Annotated in this window: 21 protein-coding genes and 1 pseudogene; 9 read left to right on the forward strand and 13 right to left on the reverse strand. The window is 70.9% G+C overall.

Annotated elements, in window-relative coordinates; genetic code table 11:
- Positions 1 to 104: 104 nt before the first annotated feature.
- Together ACIRR9_RS26515 and ACIRR9_RS26520 are read left to right on the forward strand one after the other, a co-directional pair.
- Positions 105 to 1,048: pseudogene (locus ACIRR9_RS26515) on the forward strand (Gfo/Idh/MocA family protein); the annotation flags it as partial.
- A gap of 204 nt (positions 1,049 to 1,252) precedes the next feature.
- Positions 1,253 to 2,197: an alpha/beta hydrolase family protein gene (locus tag ACIRR9_RS26520; RefSeq protein ID WP_403756395.1), complete on the forward strand. Its 945-nt coding sequence runs from the start codon at positions 1,253 to 1,255 to the stop codon at positions 2,195 to 2,197.
- A 253-nt stretch (positions 2,198 to 2,450) separates the two neighbouring features.
- Here the strand turns inward: ACIRR9_RS26520 and ACIRR9_RS26525 are convergent, their stop codons facing one another.
- The 5 genes from ACIRR9_RS26525 to ACIRR9_RS26545 form a co-directional block, all read right to left on the reverse strand.
- Positions 2,451 to 3,299: a sugar phosphate isomerase/epimerase family protein gene (locus ACIRR9_RS26525; protein WP_403756398.1), complete on the reverse strand. Its 849-nt coding sequence runs from the start codon at positions 3,297 to 3,299 to the stop codon at positions 2,451 to 2,453.
- Between the two features lie 94 nt (positions 3,300 to 3,393).
- Complete coding sequence (locus ACIRR9_RS26530) at positions 3,394 to 4,284, reverse strand: sugar phosphate isomerase/epimerase family protein (protein WP_384573421.1); 891 nt, start codon at positions 4,282 to 4,284, stop codon at positions 3,394 to 3,396.
- Between the two features lie 112 nt (positions 4,285 to 4,396).
- Positions 4,397 to 4,651, reverse strand: a complete 255-nt coding sequence (locus tag ACIRR9_RS26535) for an NAD(P)-dependent oxidoreductase (RefSeq protein WP_403756401.1) — start codon at positions 4,649 to 4,651, stop codon at positions 4,397 to 4,399.
- Positions 4,652 to 4,860: 209 nt separating this feature from the next.
- Positions 4,861 to 5,304 (reverse strand): Fur family transcriptional regulator, encoded by a 444-nt coding sequence (locus ACIRR9_RS26540; protein WP_403756404.1) that lies wholly within the window; start codon positions 5,302 to 5,304, stop codon positions 4,861 to 4,863.
- 66 nt (positions 5,305 to 5,370) lie between these two features.
- Positions 5,371 to 5,577, reverse strand: a complete 207-nt coding sequence (locus ACIRR9_RS26545) for a DUF2180 family protein (protein WP_403253412.1) — start codon at positions 5,575 to 5,577, stop codon at positions 5,371 to 5,373.
- Positions 5,578 to 5,764: 187 nt separating this feature from the next.
- On the opposite strand from ACIRR9_RS26545, the gene ACIRR9_RS26550 reads away from it, so the two are divergent.
- The 4 genes from ACIRR9_RS26550 to ACIRR9_RS26565 all read left to right on the forward strand — a co-directional run bounded on the left by ACIRR9_RS26550 (position 5,765) and on the right by ACIRR9_RS26565 (position 10,015).
- The gene (locus tag ACIRR9_RS26550) at positions 5,765 to 6,484 is read left to right on the forward strand and encodes a GntR family transcriptional regulator (protein WP_403756406.1); all 720 of its coding nucleotides are present in this window, start codon (positions 5,765 to 5,767) and stop codon (positions 6,482 to 6,484) included.
- Positions 6,481 to 7,473 carry an ADP-ribosylglycohydrolase family protein gene (locus ACIRR9_RS26555; RefSeq protein ID WP_403756408.1) on the forward strand — a complete coding sequence of 331 codons (993 nt, stop codon included), beginning with the start codon at positions 6,481 to 6,483 and terminating at the stop codon, positions 7,471 to 7,473. Before ACIRR9_RS26550 ends, ACIRR9_RS26555 begins: the two co-directional genes overlap by 4 nt.
- A 98-nt stretch (positions 7,474 to 7,571) precedes the next feature.
- Positions 7,572 to 9,050, forward strand: coding sequence for a purine-cytosine permease family protein (locus tag ACIRR9_RS26560; RefSeq protein WP_403756411.1), 1,479 nt, complete (start codon positions 7,572 to 7,574; stop codon positions 9,048 to 9,050).
- Positions 9,047 to 10,015 carry a PfkB family carbohydrate kinase gene (locus ACIRR9_RS26565; protein ID WP_403756414.1) on the forward strand — a complete coding sequence of 323 codons (969 nt, stop codon included), beginning with the start codon at positions 9,047 to 9,049 and terminating at the stop codon, positions 10,013 to 10,015. The genes ACIRR9_RS26560 and ACIRR9_RS26565 overlap by 4 nt, the downstream gene beginning before the upstream one ends.
- 200 nt (positions 10,016 to 10,215) lie before the next feature.
- Here the strand turns inward: ACIRR9_RS26565 and ACIRR9_RS26570 are convergent, their stop codons facing one another.
- From ACIRR9_RS26570 to ACIRR9_RS26580, 3 genes are all read right to left on the reverse strand, one after another.
- Complete coding sequence (locus ACIRR9_RS26570; RefSeq protein ID WP_403756417.1) at positions 10,216 to 10,527, reverse strand: putative quinol monooxygenase; 312 nt, start codon at positions 10,525 to 10,527, stop codon at positions 10,216 to 10,218.
- 482 nt (positions 10,528 to 11,009) lie between these two features.
- The gene (locus ACIRR9_RS26575; RefSeq protein ID WP_403756420.1) at positions 11,010 to 12,068 is read right to left on the reverse strand and encodes a zinc-dependent alcohol dehydrogenase family protein; all 1,059 of its coding nucleotides are present in this window, start codon (positions 12,066 to 12,068) and stop codon (positions 11,010 to 11,012) included.
- Between the two features lie 457 nt (positions 12,069 to 12,525).
- On the reverse strand, positions 12,526 to 13,461 hold the full coding sequence (locus ACIRR9_RS26580) for a LysR family transcriptional regulator (RefSeq protein WP_403756423.1): 936 nt from the start codon (positions 13,459 to 13,461) through the stop codon (positions 12,526 to 12,528).
- A gap of 94 nt (positions 13,462 to 13,555) precedes the next feature.
- Here ACIRR9_RS26580 and ACIRR9_RS26585 point away from each other — a divergent pair, with 94 nt between their 5' ends.
- Entirely contained in the window at positions 13,556 to 14,413 is an 858-nt protein-coding gene (locus ACIRR9_RS26585; RefSeq protein WP_365350003.1) for a DMT family transporter, read from the forward strand.
- 225 nt (positions 14,414 to 14,638) lie between these two features.
- On the forward strand, positions 14,639 to 15,070 hold the full coding sequence (locus ACIRR9_RS26590) for a universal stress protein (RefSeq protein ID WP_365350005.1): 432 nt from the start codon (positions 14,639 to 14,641) through the stop codon (positions 15,068 to 15,070).
- A gap of 89 nt (positions 15,071 to 15,159) precedes the next feature.
- Here ACIRR9_RS26590 and ACIRR9_RS26595 read toward each other — a convergent pair whose 3' ends face one another.
- The 4 genes from ACIRR9_RS26595 to ACIRR9_RS26610 form a co-directional block, all read right to left on the reverse strand.
- Entirely contained in the window at positions 15,160 to 15,693 is a 534-nt protein-coding gene (locus ACIRR9_RS26595; protein ID WP_403756963.1) for an AAA family ATPase, read from the reverse strand.
- 77 nt (positions 15,694 to 15,770) lie between these two features.
- The gene (locus tag ACIRR9_RS26600; RefSeq protein ID WP_403756426.1) at positions 15,771 to 16,391 is read right to left on the reverse strand and encodes a hypothetical protein; all 621 of its coding nucleotides are present in this window, start codon (positions 16,389 to 16,391) and stop codon (positions 15,771 to 15,773) included.
- Positions 16,388 to 16,963, reverse strand: coding sequence for an RNA polymerase sigma factor (locus ACIRR9_RS26605; RefSeq protein WP_403756966.1), 576 nt, complete (start codon positions 16,961 to 16,963; stop codon positions 16,388 to 16,390). The genes ACIRR9_RS26600 and ACIRR9_RS26605 overlap by 4 nt, the downstream gene beginning before the upstream one ends.
- Positions 16,964 to 17,053: 90 nt before the next feature.
- On the reverse strand, positions 17,054 to 17,563 hold the full coding sequence (locus ACIRR9_RS26610) for a MarR family winged helix-turn-helix transcriptional regulator (RefSeq protein ID WP_403756429.1): 510 nt from the start codon (positions 17,561 to 17,563) through the stop codon (positions 17,054 to 17,056).
- 261 nt (positions 17,564 to 17,824) lie between these two features.
- On the opposite strand from ACIRR9_RS26610, the gene ACIRR9_RS26615 reads away from it, so the two are divergent.
- Positions 17,825 to 19,087, forward strand: a complete 1,263-nt coding sequence (locus ACIRR9_RS26615) for an MFS transporter (RefSeq protein WP_403756432.1) — start codon at positions 17,825 to 17,827, stop codon at positions 19,085 to 19,087.
- Between the two features lie 117 nt (positions 19,088 to 19,204).
- On the opposite strand, the gene ACIRR9_RS26620 is transcribed toward ACIRR9_RS26615, so the two are convergent.
- A complete protein-coding gene (locus ACIRR9_RS26620; protein WP_403756435.1) occupies positions 19,205 to 20,119 on the reverse strand; it encodes a LysR family transcriptional regulator in 915 nt (304 codons plus the stop codon).
- Positions 20,120 to 20,215 lie beyond the last annotated feature (96 nt).

The following is a 20,215-nucleotide window of genomic DNA, read 5'->3' on the forward strand; positions in this document are numbered from 1 at the left end:
CGCCCCCCCGGGGGGGTTGGGGGGGGGGGGGCGGGCCCGGGCCGGCCGCCCCCCCCTGGGGGGGCCCCGGGGGGGGGGGCGCCCCCGGGTTGGGGGGGGGGCCCGCCCGGGACCGCGTCCGGGCCGAGGCGTTCGCCGCCGAGCACGGCGTGGAGCGGGTGGTCGCCTCCGACGCCGATCTGGTCGCCGATCCCGAGATCGAGGTCGCTACAACCCTCCCCCAGACTCCGTCCGGGGGCACCCCCATCTCGCTTCGCTCGCCAACGGCCTGCACGGGCCGTGGAACCTGGCCGCGCTTCAGGCCGGCAAACACGTCCTCACCGAGAAGCCGTCAGCGAGCAACGCCGAGGAGGCGGCCGAGGTCCACGACGCCGCGGCCAAGGCCGGCACGGTGTTCATGGAGGGCTTCCACTACCTGTTCCACCCGGTCACCCGGCGCCTGCACGAGCTGCTGGACAGCGGGGAGTCGGGCGAACTCCGGTATGCCGAGACCATGGTCGCCATGCCTGCACCGCCGGACGACGACGTACGGTGGTCGCTGCCGCTGGCCGGGGGCGCGCTGATGGACCTGGGCTGCTACAGCCTGCACGCGCTGCGGATGCTCGCACCCTGGGCCGGGGGCGCACCACGGCTGGTCGCCGCGCACGGCGAACGGCGCACGGGGGCCGGGGACGTCGACGAGTGGCTGTACGCCGACCTGGAGTTCCCGGGCATCGCCACCGGCACCGCCCGCTGCCACATGGGCCACCACGAGTGGGGGATGAGCCTGCGTGTGGTGGGCACCCGCGGGGAGGCCACGGCGATGAACTTCGTGCAGCCGCACCTGGACGACCGGGTGGTGGTGCGCACGCCCGCCGGCGAGCGCACCGAGGAACTCGGCCGCCGGTCGTCGTACACCTACCAGCTGGAGGCCTTCGCTGCCCACTTGCGGCACGGTGCGCCACTGGCACTCGACGCCGAGGACGCGCTGACGACGATGCGGCTGATCGACGGGTGCTACCGGGCGGCCGGCTTCCCGGTCCGGCCGCGTTCGGCCCTGGCGAGCTGAGTGGACGGGAGGCAGGACGGGATCACGAGGTGCACGTCCGTCGAGCAGGTGTCCCACGACCGCACTTGCCAAGCGGGACGCTGTTCCGGTTATATTCGGGACAGTGTTCCGCTTAGGAGTCCATCCGGTGGTCGCGTCGGCAGAATCCGCGCCGACGACGTATCCCCGTGGATCCGGCGCTCTTCGCAAGTGAAAGGCAGTGACATGCCAGTATCCGAAACGGTCACCCAGGGCACCGTTCCCGCTTTGAACTCGGCAATCATCAGCGTCAGGCCGGTGGTCCTGCCCGCGCCGGAGCGCGGCGACGACCTGCAGGTACGTGTGTCGGCGCCGGTCACCGGCACCGACCTGCCGATCGTCGTCCTCGCCCATGGCTTCGGTCAGTCGATGTCCTCGTACGACCCGCTGGTCGATTTCTGGGCCGCCAACGGCTTCGTCGTCGTACAGCCCACATTCCTCGATTCGCTCACCCTCGGCATCGCTCCCACCGACCCGCGCTACTCCGACATCTGGCAGATCCGAGTCCAGGACGTCGAACGTGTACTCGACGAACTCGACCGGATCGTCGCCGAGGTCCCCGGGCTCAGCGGCCGTATGGACCGCAGCCGCATCGCCGTCGCCGGACACTCCTGGGGCGGACAGACCGTCAGCATGCTTCTCGGTGCCCGCGTCGTCGGTGCGGACGGGCAGCCCGGTCCCGACAAGACCGACACGCGCGTGAAAGCCGGTGTGCTCCTCGCCACGACAGGCATCGGCGGTGACACCTTGACGCCGTTCGCCGCGGAGAACTTCCCCTTCATGAACCCCGACTTCGACCGCCTGACCACGCCGACCCTTGTCATCGCGGGCGACCACGACCAGTCACTGCTCTCGACCCGCGGCCCCGACTGGTTCACCGACGTGTACCAGTACAGCCCTGGGGCTCAGAGCCTGCTCACCGTGTTCGGGGCCGAGCACTCGCTCGGTGGGATCCACGCCTACAACGCCAAGGACACCACGGACGAGAGCCCCGAACGCGTCGCTCTGATCCGCAAGGCTTCATGGGCCTACCTCCGCAGCGCCCTCGGGATCGACGACACGGCATGGAAGGAGACCCGGACCACGCTTGCGGAGGCTCCCGAACCGACCGGACGCATCGACGACAAGTAGGACCGTCAACACCGCGGGCCGCAGCGGGCAGCCGTAGCGGACGACCGTAGCGGCGGCCCGCGCCGGCTGAAGGAGTTCGACGACGAAGGGGACCAGGTCGTCGTGCAGCCCTCGATCCCGTCGGTACGGCGAGAACCGATCGCGTCCTTGGCCCTGGCCGTTCTCTGCTCAAGTGCCTGCCCACCGACCCGCTAGCCGGACCTGGACGCGATACGGCTGGAGTCGACAGGGGCTCCTGCCCCCCTTCTCTCCTCTATGCGAGCAGCGCCACGGCCGTGCGGTAGGCCGTGTCGGCGGCCTCGCGGACCGGGAGTGTCCTGTGCGTGTCGGAGAGGATCTCCACTCCCCAGGGTCCGCACCAACCGGCCGTGCGGAGCGCGCTGATGATCCCCGGCAGGTCGAAGGTGCCCTCGCCGCACAGGCGGCGGCGCCGGACGGTGTCCTCGAACAGGGTGCCGATGACCTGTGCGTCGGCGTCGTCGAGTTCCACGCCCACGATGCGGGAGCCGGGGACCTCGGCCAGTTCGGCCGCCGGGGTGCCGGCCCGCTCGGTGTGCCAGGCGTCGATGATGAGGCCGCCCGCCGGATGCCCGGCGGCCTCGACGAGCCGCAGGCCGTCGTGCACGGTCTTGAGGTTGGACCAGGGCAGGAACTCGATACCGAGCCGGGCTCCGACTCCGTCGGCCTGTGCCGCCAGCGCGGCGAACTCCTCGGCCCAGACGTCGGGGTCCCAGGGGCCGTCCGTCACATCGGGACCGATCTTGAGAGTGCGTGCGCCGAGTACCTCGATGGCCCTCAGCAGGTCGCTGCGGACGGCGTCCGACGCGGCACGCCGGGGGCCGTCGGCCCACCAGTCGGTGAGGAGCTCCAGCTCTATGTGGGTGAGTCCGTTGTCCTCGAAGAGGGAGCGGATGCCCGCGAGCCCGTAGCCGCGCTCGGCCTCCACCAGGTCCGTGTACAGCAGGCCGAAGCCCTTGAACCCGGCGTCGGCCGCGGCCTCCGCGCGCTCCCGCAGGCTCAGCGGGCTGCGTTCGTCGGCGCGGCCGGGCGCGGCGTCGCCCGCAGTCGTCCAGCAGGTGGCCAGCAGGTCCTCAGTGGTCATGTTTTCCCGCTTCCTCGATCCGCCCGTGACTCACGGCCCTTGTCGATACGGCCGGAGCGCCACTGAACCCGCCGCCGTCCTCACGCCGCCGTCCTCACGACGCCGTGCTGCGCAGCACCGAACGCAGGTGTTCGGCGCTTTCCCACACGTCCTCGACCGGTCCCTTCTCCTTCGGCTCCTCGGTGAGGATGGTGTCCTGTTCCAGGACGTACCAGCCGTCGTAGCCGCGGGCGCTGAGGTGGGTGACGATGGCCTGAACGTCGACGTCACCGGCGCCCAGCGGGCGGTACATACCCGCGCGGACGGCATCGGTGTAGGTGAGCCGGCCCGACTGGACCTTGGCGGCGAGGGAGGCGTCCACGTCCTTCATATGGGTGTGGGCGATCCGCTCCGGGGCCTGCCGGGTCAGCTCGGCCGGGTCGGTGCCGCCGATGAGCAGGTGGCCGGTGTCGAGGCAGAGGGAGATCGTCGAGTGCTCCAGGACACGGCGGACCTCGTCGCCGTTCTCGATCATCGTGCCGACGTGCGGGTGCAGGACGGCACGCACACCGCGCTCGGCGGCCAGTGCGGTCAGCCGGTCGAGGTTGGACAGCAGCAGCTTCCAGCCGTCGGCGTCGAGTTCGGGGCGGGAGTCGTAGCCGTCCTGGCCGGTGATGGCCGACAGGACGAGGACTTCGGCGTTCGAGGCGGCGTAGCCCTCCAGGAGCCGTTCCGCCTCCGGCAGCGGGTCGTGTCCGGGCACGTGCAGCAGCAGCGGGGTGAAACCGCCGATGGCGTGCAGGTCGTGGTCGGCGAGGACCTGGGCCATGGCGTCCGGCGCGGCGGGCAGGAAGCCGTCGGGACCGAACTCGGTGGCGGCCAGACCGACCTCGCGCATCTCGTTCAGGACCCGGTCGGGCGTCAACTGGTAGCCCCAGCCGGGCACTTCGCACACACCCCAGGAGATGGGCGCGCCGGCGATCCGGTTCAGCTGTGGGGTGGTCATGCCATGGCCTTTCGGTGGTTCCGGTCGGGGTCGGCGACCGCGGTCGGCGGTCGGCCGGCGAGGACGTCCGCGACGCCTCGGGCCGCGTGACGAAGGCCGGCTTCATCGCGCACTACGTCATGCCCCTCAGGTGAGGGGTGAGGACGATGTCGGGGTGGTCGAAAAGCGGGTGGTGGAGGGTCGGCTCGGGCTCGAACACGTCCGGTCCGACGCCCGCATACCGGCCTCGCTCCAGGACGGCCGACAGAATGCGACCCTGGCGGCCTGCCGGCGACCGCCGGTCAGCAACTCCACGGGCGCCATCGCCCCCTCCCTCCTGGAAACCGTCCGGGCAAGGCCGTGGCGAGCGGGTCAGATGCTGTCGCACGGCCAACGGCCAGGCCGTTTACGTGCTTGCAACGCTAGGTTCGCGAAGGGAGTTGTTGAAGCCCTCAGATCCATCATTTGGCCATCATCAAGACCCTCATTTTCCCTTCACCGCACATCACCGACATGTGCCGGCGATGCCGTCGGATCACGGACGGGTCTTACGACAGGGGGCCGTCTCCTCATAGAGGGCCGTGCGCCCACGCCCTCTCATGGCCGGGCGATGGCCTCCTGGCACCCCGAACACAGTCCCCACCAGGTGATCTCGGCCTCGTCGACGGCGAAGCCCTTGTCCTCGTCGGGGCTGAGGCACGGTGCCGCGCCCACGCTGCAGTCGACGTCCTCGATCAGACCGCATCGACGGCAGACGAGGTGATGGTGATTGTCGCCGACCCGCAGTTCGTACCGGGCGGGCGAACCCGCGGGTTCGATACAGCGGATGAGCTGCGCCTTCGTCAGGTCTTCGAGCACGTTGTACAGACCCTGCCGGGAGAGTCCGCCGGTCTCGGGCTTGTCCGTGCCCGCACCGATACGCGTCTCGAGATCGGCCGCCGTGGAGTGCGGATGACCTTGGAGAGCGGTCAGTACGGCTCTGCGCTGGGCCGTACTGCGCAGTCCCCTGCGCTTGAGCAGGTCGCCCGCAAGCTGATCCATGGCCATTTCGCTCTCCTACGGCATTCCGGCCACCCACGGTACAACCCAGAATTGACTCGGTCCGTTCTAGGCGGCTTCCGCCGTGCGGCAGGCGCCGCAGACCAGGCGCCGGGCCGGGAGGGCGCTCGTCATGGGGATCACCCCGATGGGCCGCTGGACGGTCGTGCGCACGACCTTTGAGTGATCGGCACAGGTGAAGAGCCCGCAGCGGGTGCAGGCGCCGATCCCGGTGTTCTCGTTTCGCCCTTCTTGGGCGCAGTCGTAACAGTGCATGGTGCTTCCCGGAGAGAACTGGCCCACTCGCCTTGCGAAGTGGGGTGTGTTGGGTGCGTGGCATCGAACATAACCCACTAGTTTTGACAGAGTCAATTCTAGGGTTGATGTCGGGGCGGGTCGCCGCGGCGAAGGAAGTGGCTGGCGACCTCTGGACCTCGGCCACTTGTTCACCTACTGTCTAGACATGCCTGGACAGGTACACAAGCATCATCGCATCGCCCGCGTACTCGCCGACGAGATTCGCTCCGGGGTTCACGCCGACGGCAGCCGGCTCCCCGGGGAGCACGCGCTCCGGGAGCGGTTCGGCGTCAGCCGCACCACTCTTCGGCAGGCCCTGCAAGTTCTCGGTGAGGAGGGACTCATCTCCACCCACGCGGGCATCGGCTCGTTCGTCACCTTCGACGGGACGCCGCTCGACAACCGCCTCGGCTGGACCCGGGCCCTGGCCGAGCAGGGCACCGAACTGACGACGGAGATCCTCCGCTTCGAGGAGGTGACCGACCCCGCACTGGCCGCCCGGCTGGAGCTCGCCTCGACCGCGTTCGTCGCCCTGGACCGGGTCAGACGGCTGCCCGGTGGGCAGGGCGTCTCGCTGGAGCGCAGCAGGGTACCGGCCGTCGGGATCCTGGCCGGGCTGCCCGGGCGCGGGCTCGACGGGGGGTCGCTCAGCCGGACGCTGATCGCGGCGGGCCGGATCACCGACTCCGGTGAGGGGGTCGTCTCGGTACGCGGTCTGGAGGAGGCCGAGGCCGAGGTGCTCCGGCGCTCCCCCGGCACCTCCTTCCTCCGCCTGGACCAGGTGTACCGGGCCGCCGACGGCTCGGTGGTCGAGCAGGTCGGCAGTCTGCTCGACCCGGCCCACTTCGAACTGCACGTACGCTCCGGCAACGGAGGCCGCTCGTGACAGGTCAACTCGACCGCGCTCTGGGCGCGTTCTACGGACTCGCCCTGGGTGACGCCCTCGGCATGCCCACGCAGGTGATGTCCAGGCAGGACGTCGTCCGGGTCTACGGCTCCGTCACCGGCTTCGAGTCCGCCCGGCCCGACAACCCGGTCAGTGCGGGCATGCCCGCCGGGTCCGTCACCGACGACACCGAACAGGCCGTCATCGTCGGACGGCTCATCGACGAGGGCCGGGGCCGGATCGATCCACTGCGACTGGCCCACGAACTGCTCGACTGGGAGAAGGAGATGAAGGCCAAGGGGTCCTTCGACCTCCTCGGTCCGTCCACCAAGGCCGCGCTGGACGCGGTGGCCCGTGGTGTCTCCCCCCGGGAGGCGGGCAGGTACGGCACGACGAACGGCGCCGCGATGCGTGTCACCCCGGTGGGGATCGCCTTCGCCGCCGACCCGCTCGACGCGTTCGTCGACCGGGTCGTGGAGTCCTGTCAGGTCACCCATGACACGACCATCGGCATCGCCGGCGCGGCCGCCGTGGCCGCGGCCGTCAGCACGGGTGTCGCCGGCGGCTCGCTGGGTGAGGCCGTCACCGCCGCCGTGACCGCCGCTCGCGCCGGTGCGCGGCGCGGGCACTGGATCGCCGGGGCGGACATCGCCGCCCGGATCGAGTGGGCGTGCGAACTGGTGCGGGACCTCCCGGAGACCGAGGCCCTGGACCGTGTCGTCGCGCTGGTCGGCACCAGCGTGGCGAGCCAGGAGTCGGTGCCCGCCGCGTTCGCGGTGCTCGCCGTGGCGGACGGCGATCCGTGGCGGGCTGCGCTGCTCGCCGCCAACCTGGGCGGCGACAGCGACACCATCGGTGCGATCGCCGGGGCAGTCGCCGGTTCGGTCGCCGGCTTCTCCGCACTGCCGGCCGAGGCGGTACGGACCCTTCGCACCGTCAACTCCCTTGAGCTGGAGCCCTTGACAGCCCGTCTGCTCACCTTCCGCTGAATCACCCCGTCATCCGGCCCCAGGGCAGCGAGGTTTCCGTCCGCTGCCCCGGGGCGCCATGCCCGCCGCCCTTCCGCACCATGCAAGGAGGTTCCGTCATGGCCGTTTCGAAGACGAACGATCGCGTCGGTGCCATCGAGACCCGGGGGATCGAACCGGTCCCCGACAACGAACGGCACGGCCACGCCGGGCAGATGTTCTGGACCTGGTTCGCCGCGAACATCAGCATCCTCGGGCTTCCGCTCGGGGCCACCCTGGTGGCGTTCCGCGGCCTGGCCGTCTGGCAGGCCGTACTCGTCGCCGTCCTCGGCTCCTTCGGCTCGTTCGCCCTGGTGGGCGCCCTGAGCCTGGCGGGCAAGAAGGGCGGCGCCCCGGCTCTGACCCTGTCCCGTGCCGTCTTCGGCCAGCGGGGCAACGCGGGCCCGACCCTGGTCACCTGGCTGAGCCGGGTCGGCTGGGAGACCATCTCCACGACCACCGCGGCCTACGCGCTGCTGGCGCTGCTCGACACGGCGTTCGGCATCCGGCGGAACACCGTGCTCACCCTCGTCTGCCTGCTGGTGTTCATCGCCTGCACGCTGCTGATCAGCGGTCTCGGCCACGCCACCATCATGTGGATCAACAAGTGGGCCACGGTCGTCTTCGGTGTCCTCAACCTGGTCGTCATGGGCTTCCTGATCTCGACCGTCGACTGGAGCAAGGTGCTCGACGCCCCGGCGGGACCGACCAGCGCGGTGGTCGCCGGCGTGGGCTTCATCGCCTCCGGGACGGGCATCGGGTGGGCCAACGCCGGCGCGGACTACGCCCGTTATCTGCCGCGGACGATCCCGGGCCGCCGGCTCGTCGCGGCCTCGGCGTTCGGCGCGGGCATTCCGCTCGTGCTGCTGATCTCGCTCGGCTCGCTGCTCTCCGCGGGCGACCGGACGCTGGCCACCGCCTCCGACCCGGTCGCGGCGGTCGACGCGATGCTGCCGTCCTGGATGGCCGTCCCGTACCTCGTCGCGGCCTTCGGCGGACTGCTGATGTCGAACCATCTGTCCACGTACTCCGCGGGGCTCACGATGATCACCCTCGGCCTCAAGGTGCCGCGTGCGTACGCCGTCGCCCTCGACGTCGTGCTGATGTTCGCGGGCGGTATCTACTTCATGCTCGTCGCCGACGATTTCTACGGGCCGTTCTCGACGTTCCTGACGCTGCTGGCCGTGCCGATCTCGGCCTGGATCGGGGTGATCGCGGTGGACTCGCTGCGCGGGCGCACCTACGACCCGCGCGCGCTGATGGACACCAGCCGCTCCAGCGCGTACTGGTACACGGGCGGTCTGCGGCTGCCCGCCGTGCTCGGCTGGGTCCTCGCCATCGTGGCCGGACTGCTCTTCACCAAGGCATCGACCGGCGCGACCGACGTCTGGTTCGCGGGCCCGCTCTCCGACACCTGGTTCGGTGTCAACGGCCTGGGCTGGGCCGTGTCGATGGCCGTCGGCGCCGGGGTGTACGCGCTGTTCGGCCGTCGTGGCACGCCTGTTCCGGTTGGCACCGACGAACCCGCCGCCGCCCGCCTCCAGGGAGCCGACCGATGAGCGGCCGGGTGGTCCTCGCCGGGAACGTGATCGCCGATCTGGTGATCGAGGTCCCCGCGCTGCCGGAGCGCGGCGGCGACGTCATCGGTACGCGTACCGAGACGACCGCCGGCGGCGGTTTCAACATGCTGGTGGCGGCCCGCCGGCTGGGCACGGAGGCCGTGTACGCAGGTCTGCACGGCACGGGACCGTACGGCGATCTCGTGCGCGCGGCGCTGGCCGCCGAGGGCGTCGGGGCGCTGCTGCCGGCCCGCGCCGACCGCGACACGGGCTTCACCGTGGCCCTGGTCGACTCCGGCGGCGAACGCACCTTCGTGACCAGCTTCGGAGCCGAGGCCACACTGGCTCCGGCCGACGTGGCCGCCGTAACGGCGCAGTTGCGTGCCGACGATATCGTCCAGGTCTCCGGTTACGGGCTGGTCCTGCCGGGCAACGGCCCACTGCTGTCCGGCCTCGCCGCCGCACTGCCCGCCGCGACCACCCTCTGCCTCGACCCGGGGCCGCTGGTCGCCGACATCCCCGCGCGCGTCCTCGCCCCCGTCCTCGCCCGCACCGACTGGTTGAGCGCCAATGCCCGCGAGGCCCGGCTCATGACCGGACACGAGGACCCGCGCGCCGCGGCCGCGGCTCTCGGGCAGCGACTGGCCCCTCGGGCGGGTGTGCTCGTACGGGCCGACAGGGACGGCTGCTGGCTCGCCGTTCCCGGTCACCCGCCCGTGCACGTACCGGGCTTCCCGGTCACCGCCGTCGACAGCAACGGAGCGGGAGACGCCCACGTCGGTGCGTTCCTCGCCCTGCTGGCCCAGGGTCTCGACCCGTTGACGGCCGCCCGCGGCGCCAACGCGGCGGCGGCCAGCGCCGTGACCCGCCGCGGCCCGGCCACGGCGCCCGACCGGACGGAACTGGCCGCGTTCCTGGCCGACGACCCCCTCGCCGCGACGATCGCCGGCCTCGGGAAACGCTGACCCCGAGGGCTGTCGGCGGGGCTGTGTTCCGCCATGGCCGAGGCCGCGATCCGCACCTCGACGATCCGGCCCACGGGCGGCGGCGCGCGGTGGGGTGCGCAGCGCCACGGAAGGGCTCGCCGGCCGCGGCGCCGTGTCCACTGGGTGCCCCCTCGGCGATTCCGTCCTTGGCATGACCTCCCTCAAACCCACAAAGGCCGCTATACGGAGGGATATTTACCGGCGTACGGTCGGAGGCGGTCGATCTCCGTACTCTCCGCGTAGTTCTTGCTCTCGCTGAGAAAATGACGGACGTGCGGCTGACGTCCGTGTTCGTCAAAGGCTGCGCGATCGGCGTACAGCTCGAAGAAGACGCGCTGGTCGGGCGCTCCCTCGACCTCGGTGCAGGCGTACACCAAGGTGCCCGGTTCATGTTCGAGGACCGCCGCAACGGCCTGCCGGACCAGCTCGTCGAACGCTTCACCGGCACCGTCACGTAGCGTGAAGCGAACACAAAGTGCCACCTGGCTCATCTCTGCCTCCTTCTTGCCACCCTCAGTCTCTCCACGCATCCCGTGGCCCGCGCGCGGCGGCGGGGCCACCACGCGCTCATGACGGCCGGCAAACATGAGCTCAACGGACGTGTGACCTGCGGACATACCTGTACGCAGGCATGGTGCGGTCCCCATGTCCCAGGCATCCGGGAACGGCGACTGCGGGGAGCGGACCGACGCCGGACTGCCCCGGCGTCACGTGCTGCGCACGACCGGTGCGGGTGCGCTGGGGGTCGGCCTGCCGGGCTGACTTCATCAAGACGTTCACCAGCCGTTTCGTCCAAGCCAATGGAATCCGTCGGCACGTGGTCGGCAGGACGCCTTGCGGGGCGGCTGCGGACGGCACCGGGCCCTCGACACCACCCGTGCCCAGGACCAGTGACGCAGGCGCTGGCCTGCTCGAACGGGGGCTTCGTCCGGCGGCCCTGGCGCGCCGCCGACGCAACTGGCAGGGCCGCTTCCTACCTGTCGTCCTCGTCCCGGCCGTCTTCGAAGACGAACAGAGGCTTGGTGCCGTGTGCGGGTGCTTCGGCGAGAGCGACGGCTTCAGGGAAGCGTTCGAGGGGGAAGGGCCGGCCTTGGGGAATGCTCAGCACCTCATCGGCGACGAGACCTCGAACCCGGGCCAGCGCGCGCAGAGCCGTCTCGGGTGAGGCGGTGCCGAACCAGCGGTTCAGCCAGAAGCCCCGGACCGTCTTGGTCTCGTAGATGACCGAGCGTGCCTGCAGCGGGATCGTCAGTGCCGCAGGGTCGCTCTGCCGGTGCGTGGAGAGCGCGCCGTAGACCACCAGCTCTCCTCCCGGAGCCAGTGCCTGGGACACCTGAGCGCCGACGGGGCCTGCAACGCAGTCGATGGCCTTGCGTACGCCGGCCGGTCCTGCTGTCTCAGCGACACGCCGCACGAGGTCTTCGTCCTCGGTGCAGATGACCTCATCCGCGCCGAGCGCCTTGATCTCCTCGACGGCACCGCGTCGCCGCACGACATTGATCGTGCGGATCCCCAGGTGCCGGCAGAGCTGGATGACAAGTCGGCCGACGGTGGAGCCCGCGGCGGTCTGCAACAGCCATTCGCCCGGCTGTACGTCGAGTTCGCGCGTCACGAGGAGCAGCGCGGTCAACGGATTGACAGCGAGTTGGCAGGCGCTGGAGTCGCTCAGCCGGTCGGGAACCGACAGGAGCCGGTGTGTGTCGGCGACGAGGTATTCCTGCCAGGTGCCGGCCACAGGGGGCCCGGGTACGGCCGGGATCGCAGCGGCCACCACGCGCTCGCCGACCTTCAGCCCCTCGGTTTCCGGGCCCAGGGCCGCGATACGGCCCACGCACTCCATGTTGCCCCCGACAGCGGGAAACTCCGGGGAGAAGCCGTAGCGGCCGCGCAGCACGTGCAGATCACTCGCGTGAACCGGGGTCGCCTTCACCCGGATCAACGCCTGACCGGCGTCCGGAATGGGAACGGGCCGGGATTCCAGCCGCAGGACATCGGTGGGCTCACCGGCCTCCACGGCTACGAGCGCGCGCATGGATCGAGGCATGAACGGCCTTTCGTCTCTCGGCCCGCGAGGAACCTGGAGGAACCCGGCGGGCCTCCCGGCAGAGCGATGCCGAGCCGGCGCCCTCGCGGGCGCCCTCGCCGGTGCCGCAGACGAGGATTCTGGGCTCACACGGTCCGTCAAGGCGCGACCCCAGGACCTCGCCACAGCACGAGTCCGGCTGTGAATCCGTCACTTCACGCTACGCCTGGCCTCGGGAAGGTTCTCGGCGGTGGACCCTGCACCACGGTGAGAACGAACCACGAGTGCGGACGGCTGCGACACGGCAGGGACAGTGAAGCCGACCGGGGCTGGGTAACCGGTCGGCCTGTACCGGTCCCGTCCCGGGGCACGGCCGGTTTCCTGGGCGTCCCGCGCCCCCGCCGAGTCCGCATCCGCAGCCGGCAATCCAGCGTCCGTGCGGCGACGAAGGGCACAGCGGAGGCGTTCAGCGCGGAATCACCCAGTCCGGGATCCAGGTCCCGGCGGCGCCGTGGCCGGACGCAGTGGTGGCGAGGTGGGTGCGGAGGATGGCCAGCGCCGGGTGGGGGTTGTCGCGGTGCCACAGCAGCGAGTGCGGGTAGACAGGGGTCGGGTCGGTGACCGGGATGCGGCGCAGGCCGTAGCCGGACGGCCAGACGAGGCGGGTCTGCTCGCTCATGAAGGTGGCCAGGGCCGGGGTGTCGGCGACGGTGTCGAGGAGTGCGTCGGAGCCGAAGTTGGGGCCGGTCGCCTCGATGGTGAGGCCGAACTCGGCCACGAGGTCGTCGTAGTAGGCGGCCCACTCGGTACCGGGGACGATGCCGGGCATCCAGATCCGGTGCCCGACGAGCTGGGCGAGGGTCACCGAACGGGCGCCCGCCAGCACGTGGGCAGGACCGGTGAGCAGCTGGAGCGGTTCGTCGAGCACCCGGACGGACTCGATGTCCTCGGGAAGGGGCCGGCCGGGCATGGCGACGGCCCGGAACGACGCGTCGATCGCACCGGACCGGATGGCGGCGACGGCCGCCTCGACGTCGAACAGCATCACCACGTCGAGGTCGATCTCGGGGTGTGCGCGGTGGAAACCGCGCATCAGGCTCGACTGCGCGCTGCGCGAGGCGATCACGTCGACGCGCAGCGGACGGCGGCCGGTGCGCACGGACTCGACGGCGCGTTCGGCGACGCGCAGCAGTTCACGCGCGTGGGGCAGGAACGCCTGCCCGTCGATGGTGAGCTCGGCGCCGCGCGGTGTGCGGGTGAACAGCCGTACTCCGAGGTCGCGCTCCAGCGCGGCGATGCGCTTGGACACGGCCTGCTGGGTGACCGCCAGATCGATGGCAGCCGTCTGGAACTGCCCCGATTCGGCGGCGGCGACGAAGGTCCGGACGGTGTCGAGGTCCATGCCGCCACCCTAGGGGTACAACCGTCGGTTGTGTCCGGCGGTCCTGCGCGCGTCCGGGGGGCAGCGGGCGGCCCGGCGAGGGCATGCTGGACCCATGATGGTGCTCGCCGTGCTCTTCGCCGTCCTGGGCGCCGTCAGCAATGCGGCGGGCACGGCCTTCCAGCGCAAGGCCGCGTCCACGGTCCCCGGCCGGAGCGGGCTCCGTCTGCTGCTCACTCTCGCGCGGCAGCCCGTCTGGGCGATCGGTATCGCCGGGGTCACGGGTGCCGCCGTCTTCCAGGCGCTCGCCCTGATCAACGGGCCGATGGCACTCGTCCAGCCCCTGTTCATGCTGGAACTGCCGTTCGCCCTGCTGATCGCCATGCCGCTGATGCACCGGCGGCTGAACCCGCAGGGGTGGCAGGCGATCGCGGGAGTGGTGACCGGTCTCGCCCTCCTCCTGGCCGCCGCGGCCCCGTCGGGCGGCCGGCAGCAGGCCTCCATGCACCGCTGGATCCCCGTTCTCTTCCTCACCCTGGGCGCCGTCACGGTCGCGGTGCGGCTCGTACGGTCCTCCTCGTCGCCGTTGTTCCGCGCGGCGGCCCTGGCCGCGGGAGCCGCGATCGGCAACGCGCTGACGGCCGCCCTCATGAAGTCGGCCACCGGCCGCCTCGCCGACGCGGGCCTGCCGGCCTTCCTCACCACCTGGCAGACCTACGGCTTCGCGCTCGCGGGGATCGGTTCGCTGATGCTCCTGGAGAACGCGTTGCAGGCCGGTCCGCTCGTCGCCTCGCAGCCCGCGCTGACGATCGGCGACGCGGCGGTGAGCCTGCTGCTGGGCGTGACCCTGTTCGGGGAGTCGGTCCGCACCGGCTGGTGGCTGGTGCCAGAGGTGCTCGGCGCCGGTCTGATCCTGTGGGGCGTCGTACGGCTGACGCGCGTCGTGCCGCACCTCATGAACGTCATCCGGTGAGGAGGGTCGGCATTCCCCGCCCGGTCGATACCGGCCGGATTCCGGCAGTTCAGTGGCTGTTACACGGACCGGTGTGCGCCGGGCGGGTGACCGGTGAGATGATCACAGGGTGAGACCGGAAGAACTCGTTCGGCGCCGGACGCGCCGACCCGCCACGCCGTGACCCGGCGTCCCTGATCACCGAGTAGACCTTCCGTGACCCCTGGAAGGGGAAGAAGAGTGTCCGTGTTTCAGCGCATCCTCGTCGCCGTCGATCCCAGCCCCGCCCGCCACTCCGCCGTACGGCTGGCCGGCGAGCTGGCACAGCTGACGAACGCCGAGGTCCGCGTCATACACGTCATCGCCTCCGCCGCCTCCATCGCCGCGATCGTCCCCCTGGAGGAGGACACCGAGGCCAAGGCGGTGCTCGACGAGGCGCTGGCGGCCCTGCGTGACAAGGGGGTCAAGGCCGAGGGAACCCTCGTCCGGGGTCTCACCACGCAGGTCGCGCAGGCCATCTCCGAGACGGCCGAGGAGTTCGCCGCCGATCTCATCGTCCTGAGCCCCCACCACCGGGGTGCCGTCGAGGCGCTGTTCGACCCGCGCGTCAGCGACGCCGTCGCGCACCGCACCAACACGGCGATCCTGCTGGCCCCGGAGGGCCACGAGAGCGCCTGACCGCACAACCACCGCCGATTTGGAAGGCCACGGAGCCGTTGCGGCCCCGTGGCCTTCCGGGTCGGCGGAGACCGCCGGGCGGGCGGCGCTCAGCGATCGTGGGCGGGCAGGTGTGCCAGGCCGGTGTCCAGCAGGACGCGGTCGATCGTCGCGGTGAGCGTGCTGTCGGCGCCGATGACGGTCTCCACCCCGCCGGGCAACAGATCGCGTTCCCGGTACCAGGCGCGCAGCTCGGCCTCGCCGAACTCGTGCGCCTGGGGCTTCGTGGCGTGGCGGGCGAGGGTCTCCTCGAACGCCACGTCCAGGTAGTAGCCGTGGGTCGGGCCACGGTGGTCGGCGCGCAGCCGGGCGAGCATGTCGCCGTAGCGGTCGGCGTACAGGACGCCCTCCACCACGACATGGAACCCGGAGTCGAGGGCGTAGCGGGCGGTCAGGTCGATCAGCCCGATGTTGGCCGCGCCGGGCCGGTCCCGCTCGCGCAGCACCGTGCGGCGCAGGTTGTCCTGGCCGACCAGTGCCAGGCCGCGGCCGAACTTCTCACGGAGTCCGGCCGCGACGGACGACTTTCCCGAGGCACTGTTGCCACGCAGCACGACCAGCCGGGTTTCCGCGGTTCCCACCATCATGGGAGTGAACCTAGCGGCGCGGCGCCGCCGCATCGCCCCCGATCGGCCGCGCCGCGGACGACTGCCCCGTGGGGTTACTGTCCGGATGCCTGACGCAACCGGCTCAGGGTTTCGTCCGAGGCCATGTTCGCCGCGCACGGCGGGACGGTCCCGTCCTTGGTGGCGGCCACGATGTAGTGCTCCCCCACCGTGAACGTGAGGGTTTCCGGCTGATCGGGGTCGCTGTTGAGCCGTACGGTCTTCGAGTCACCACCGCGGAACCAGTGATCGACGCGGAAGGTGACCGAGGAGCCCTTGACGGAGGTGGCCGTGCCTTCGAAGAGCGTCGGGTACCCGCGCAACAGCTCCGGAGTGGGCTCCATGCACTTGGTGTCGGCGGTACCGCCCACGACGGTGAGTGTCAGCGGGCCGGACGCGGACGGGTGACCGTGGTCGTTGTGCGTCATGATTCCTCCGGCGATACCGCCTCCGGCCAGGAGCAGTGCGGCAGCCGCCGCGAGGCCGAAGAGACGGCGGCGGCCCGCGACGGCCTGCGCGGGGCGAGTCGTGCTGCCGGTCGTGGTCGTCTCCGGCCGGGGCGTGGTGTCGGTGGTCAAGGCGGCCTCCACAAGGCGGTCGATGTCGGGCGGCGGAGCACTCGGGGTCAGTGCCGGATCCGCAGCCCTCAGCCGGGTCAGCAGTTCGTCGTCGTTCACTGACCGCTCCTTCCTTCATCCGTCTTGTGTCCGGACCGTTCCGTGTTCTTTCGCCCCGTCTCCAGCTGTTTCGCGAGTTTCTTCTTCGACCGGTGGAGCCGCAGGCTCACCGCGTTGGGGGTCAGGCCGGTCACGTCAGCGATCTGACGTGGCGCCAGTTCCTCCCACGCCCACAGCCGTACCACCTCGCGGTCGAGTTCCCCGAGGGCGTCCAGCGCGGCGTGCAGGTCGCCGTGGTCGGCGGTGTCCACCGGTTCGTGCTGACGGGCCCGTATCAGCCGCTCCACCAGCCGGAGCCTGCGCCCGTCGGCGCGGTGGGCGTTGGCCAGACAGCCACGTGCGACGCCGTAGCACCACGGCAGTACGTCATCGGGTCGCGGCGTGGCGTCTGTTCCGAGGCCGGGCACGTCGTCGATACGGCGCCACAGCACCAGCATGGTCTCCGACAGGACGTCGTCGACCAGGTCGGCGTCGGTCCGTCGCAGCAGATACCGGTGCAGCGGTTGCGCCACCACCTGCGCCAGTTCTTCGAAACGCGCCCGCTGCCGCCGGCACGTCTCCTGTTCCGTCATGGATTCCACGCCCTGTCCTGTCCGGCGCCGGGCGGTTCCTTTCAGCACGGCGACGGCGCGGTCTCATCGTGCGGTGGGCGGACGCCCGCCCTACCGTCGCCGCCAGGGCAGGGCCTCCTGGTCGTCGCTGTCGGCGTCCATGCGCTGGAGGGCGGTGTTGATCGCCTCGCCGATCGCGGCGAACTGGGTGACCTGCTCGGGGGTGAGGGCGTCGAAGATCGCGCGGCGGACCGCCCCGACATGGCCGGGGGCCGCGTGCTCCAGGAGTCTCGTACCGGCCGGGGTGAGGACGGCCAGCTGGTTGCGGCGGTTGGCGGGGTCCTCGCGGCGCTCGACGTAACCGGACTCCTGGAGACGGGTCACGGCATGGGTGAGGCGGCTTCGGGTGATCTTCAGGCGTTCGGCCAGCTCGGACATGGTCAGGCTGTGATCCTTGACCGACGACAGGTGGGCGAGCAGGGTGTAGTCGGCGTGGGTCACCCCCGCGTCGCGCCGCAACTGCCGGTTCAGCTGGTCGGACAGGTGGGTGGAGAACTGGACGTAGGCAAGCCACGCCCGTCTTTCCTCGGGATTCAGCCAGCGTGGCGCCGTTTCGGTCATGATCCCATAGTAACCTTTCAGTTTTAATCTTCAAACTTTTTCCCAGGGGGTTCTCATCCATCGCGTGGATGAGCCGGATACGCGATTCGGATCGCGTGAGGGATGGCGACCGGGGTTCCGGACGCCCCATAGTCGTCGGTACCCCGCACGTCGCTGTCCGGACCAGCCGCCGGTGCGCGGGTTCTTCCCCGCATGCCGTGCGCCCCCAGCGGTGCGCTGACGGCATGCCCGCTCCGTTCGTTCGCCATCCCTGGAGTCGCCATGCCCGGATCCGTGTCCCCGTCCCCCGTCGCGGTGGATGACGCCGAGCCGTCACCCGTCGCCGTGTCGGGGCCCGCGCATCTGCTGCGGGTGACCCTGCTGATGGCGGGCAGCTGTCTGCCGATCCTGGGCGCGGTACTGATCGCCCCCGTCCTGCCGAAGATGCAGGACTATTTCGCCGCCGTCCCGGGCGCCAAGGCGCTGGTGCCGCTCGCGCTGACCGTTCCGGCGCTGGCGCTGGCTCTGCTGGCCCCGTTCGCCGGGGTGATCGTGGACCGGCTGGGCCGCAAGCGTCTGCTGGTCGTCGCGACCCTGCTGTACGCCGTGTTCGGCACCGCCCCGCTGTGGCTGCAGTCGCTCGGCGCGATCATCGCCAGCCGCGCGCTGGTCGGTGTCGCCGAGGCGGCGATCATGACCTGCTGCACCACTTTGATCGGTGACTACTACTCCGGGCAGCAGCGGGTGAAGTACCTCGCCCTGCAGACCATGTGCGCGTCCGCCTCGGCCACCGTCTTCTTCGTGCTCGGCGGCGCCGCAGGGTCGGCCGGCTGGCGCGTGCCGTTCTGGGTGTACGCCGTGAGCCTGGTCCTCGCCCCGCTGATGGCCACCGCGCTGCCGAGCCCGGCGGTGGCCGGTACGGCCGTGACGGAGGCGCCCGGCGCGAGCCGACGGGCCTTCCCCTGGCGGCAGTTGGCCGGGATCTGTGCCCTCACCTTCTTCGGCGCGATGGTCTTCTACACCGTCCCGGTCGAGATGTCGTACCTGCTCGACGACCTCGGTGTGAAGAACACCGGTGTGATCGGGCTGGCCACCGCGATCGCGAGTGCCGCCACGATGGGCGGTGCGATCACCTTCGCGCGGCTCAAGCGTTCTCCCGACCCGATGCTGCCGGCCGTACTCGCCGTCTGCGCGGTCGGGTTCGGGCTGATGTTCCTCGCGGGGAACGCTCCGCTGCTGGTCGTCGGGGCGGTCGTCAACTGCGTCGGTACGGGGATGCTGTTGCCGGCCCTGCTCACCAGCGCGATGTCGCGGCTGTCGTTCGAGGACCGGGGGCGGGGCACGGGGCTGTGGACGGCGGCGTTCTTCGGCGGCGAGTTCGTGTGCCCGCTGGTGCTGCTGGCCGGGGAGTCTGCCGTGGGCACGCTCGCCGGGGCGGTGGGTGTGCTGGGGGTTGCCTGTGCGCTGGTGGCGGGCGGGTTGTTCGTCGTGCGGCGGCGGGCCGGGGCGGTGGATTCCCGGCCGTTGCCGGAGCAGTTGGCATGAAGGGCGGTACAGCGCCTGAGTACGTGCCTCAGTAGACCGTCGTGCGCCTGCGGCACCGTCGTGGTTGATCGCGCAGTTCCCCGCGCCCCTGTCGGGGCGCTGATGCCGGGCCGGAGATCAGTTCCGGCCCGGCATCAATGTCTCGCCCACCTCTGCCGCCTTCTTGCGCAGCCACATGTGGGCCGCGTCCTGGGCGTGCACCGGGTGCCACCACATCGCCTCCTGGACCGGGACCACCTCGAAGGGGCAGGGCAGGACGCGTACCGCGGCGGAGGGGGCCACCTTGCGGATCAGGCGTTCCTGGATCAACGCCACCCTGCGGGTGCCCTCGACCATGTACGGCAGCAGTTGGAAGGTCTGCACGGAGACCTCCACCCGCGGGCTGATGCCGAGCATGCTGAGCTGGCGGGCGGCGGGCACGTCGTACGGGCGCTGGTAGACCGCCCAGGGCAGTTCGGCCAGGTTGTCGAGGGTCAGGGCGTTGCCCACTTCAGGGTTGTCGTCGGCGACCATGCACAGCCAGCGGTCCTGGTAGAGATCGACCGCGGGGAAGCCGTCGATGATGCCGTGCGGCAGCAGCAGGCCGTCGATGGTGCTGAGGGTGGTGGCGGTGTTCTCCTCGACGTTCGGCTGTATCTGCCGGAAGGTGAGGCGCACCCCGGGGGCCTCGTGGTGCAGGGCGCGAGCCAGCGGGGCGCCGAAGACGGCCGCGCCGTAGTCGGAGGCGAGCAGCGTGAACTCACGGGTCTCGGCCGCCGGGTCGAAGTCGGGCTGGCTGGAGAACACCCGGTCCAGCAGGTCGCAGGCGGTCGCGCTGCGGTCGCGCAGGGAGGCGCCGAGCGGGGTCAGCTCGTAGGCGTTGCCGGTGCGGGCGAGCAATTCGTCGTCGAAATGGCGGCGCAATCTGGCCAGTGCGGCGCTCATGGCCGGCTGGCTCAGTCCGATGCGCTCGCCGGCCCGCGTGACATTGCGTTCCTCCAGCAGTGCCCGCAGGGCGACGACCAGGTTGAGGTCGAGTCGGGACAGGTTCACCGGGTACCGCCTAGCCGATCGAGAGCCATCCATGTCGTCGATTCGGCGCATCCACAGGATCTATTTCCGTGATTCGCCGATCAGGGCCAGAGTAGA

This window comes from Streptomyces sp. NPDC101234, assembly GCF_044767525.1.
GTDB lineage: Bacteria > Actinomycetota > Actinomycetes > Streptomycetales > Streptomycetaceae > Streptomyces > Streptomyces sasae.

Coding starts and splice junctions, on each gene's coding strand:
- ACIRR9_RS26530 (WP_384573421.1), bottom strand. CDS start 4,284: ATGACCACCCCACAGCTGAACCGGATCGCCGGCGCGCCCATCTCCTGG.
- ACIRR9_RS26525 (WP_403756398.1), bottom strand. CDS start 3,299: ATGACCACTGAGGACCTGCTGGCCACCTGCTGGACGACTGCGGGCGAC.
- ACIRR9_RS26580 (WP_403756423.1), bottom strand. CDS start 13,461: ATGGACCTCGACACCGTCCGGACCTTCGTCGCCGCCGCCGAATCGGGG.
- ACIRR9_RS26605 (WP_403756966.1), bottom strand. CDS start 16,963: ATGACGGAACAGGAGACGTGCCGGCGGCAGCGGGCGCGTTTCGAAGAA.
- ACIRR9_RS26560 (WP_403756411.1), top strand. CDS start 7,572: ATGGCCGTTTCGAAGACGAACGATCGCGTCGGTGCCATCGAGACCCGG.
- ACIRR9_RS26615 (WP_403756432.1), top strand. CDS start 17,825: ATGCCCGGATCCGTGTCCCCGTCCCCCGTCGCGGTGGATGACGCCGAG.
- ACIRR9_RS26565 (WP_403756414.1), top strand. CDS start 9,047: ATGAGCGGCCGGGTGGTCCTCGCCGGGAACGTGATCGCCGATCTGGTG.
- ACIRR9_RS26570 (WP_403756417.1), bottom strand. CDS start 10,527: ATGAGCCAGGTGGCACTTTGTGTTCGCTTCACGCTACGTGACGGTGCC.
- ACIRR9_RS26545 (WP_403253412.1), bottom strand. CDS start 5,577: ATGCACTGTTACGACTGCGCCCAAGAAGGGCGAAACGAGAACACCGGG.
- ACIRR9_RS26595 (WP_403756963.1), bottom strand. CDS start 15,693: ATGGTGGGAACCGCGGAAACCCGGCTGGTCGTGCTGCGTGGCAACAGT.
- ACIRR9_RS26550 (WP_403756406.1), top strand. CDS start 5,765: ATGCCTGGACAGGTACACAAGCATCATCGCATCGCCCGCGTACTCGCC.
- ACIRR9_RS26585 (WP_365350003.1), top strand. CDS start 13,556: ATGATGGTGCTCGCCGTGCTCTTCGCCGTCCTGGGCGCCGTCAGCAAT.
- ACIRR9_RS26610 (WP_403756429.1), bottom strand. CDS start 17,563: ATGACCGAAACGGCGCCACGCTGGCTGAATCCCGAGGAAAGACGGGCG.
- ACIRR9_RS26520 (WP_403756395.1), top strand. CDS start 1,253: ATGCCAGTATCCGAAACGGTCACCCAGGGCACCGTTCCCGCTTTGAAC.
- ACIRR9_RS26575 (WP_403756420.1), bottom strand. CDS start 12,068: ATGCGCGCGCTCGTAGCCGTGGAGGCCGGTGAGCCCACCGATGTCCTG.
- ACIRR9_RS26540 (WP_403756404.1), bottom strand. CDS start 5,304: ATGGATCAGCTTGCGGGCGACCTGCTCAAGCGCAGGGGACTGCGCAGT.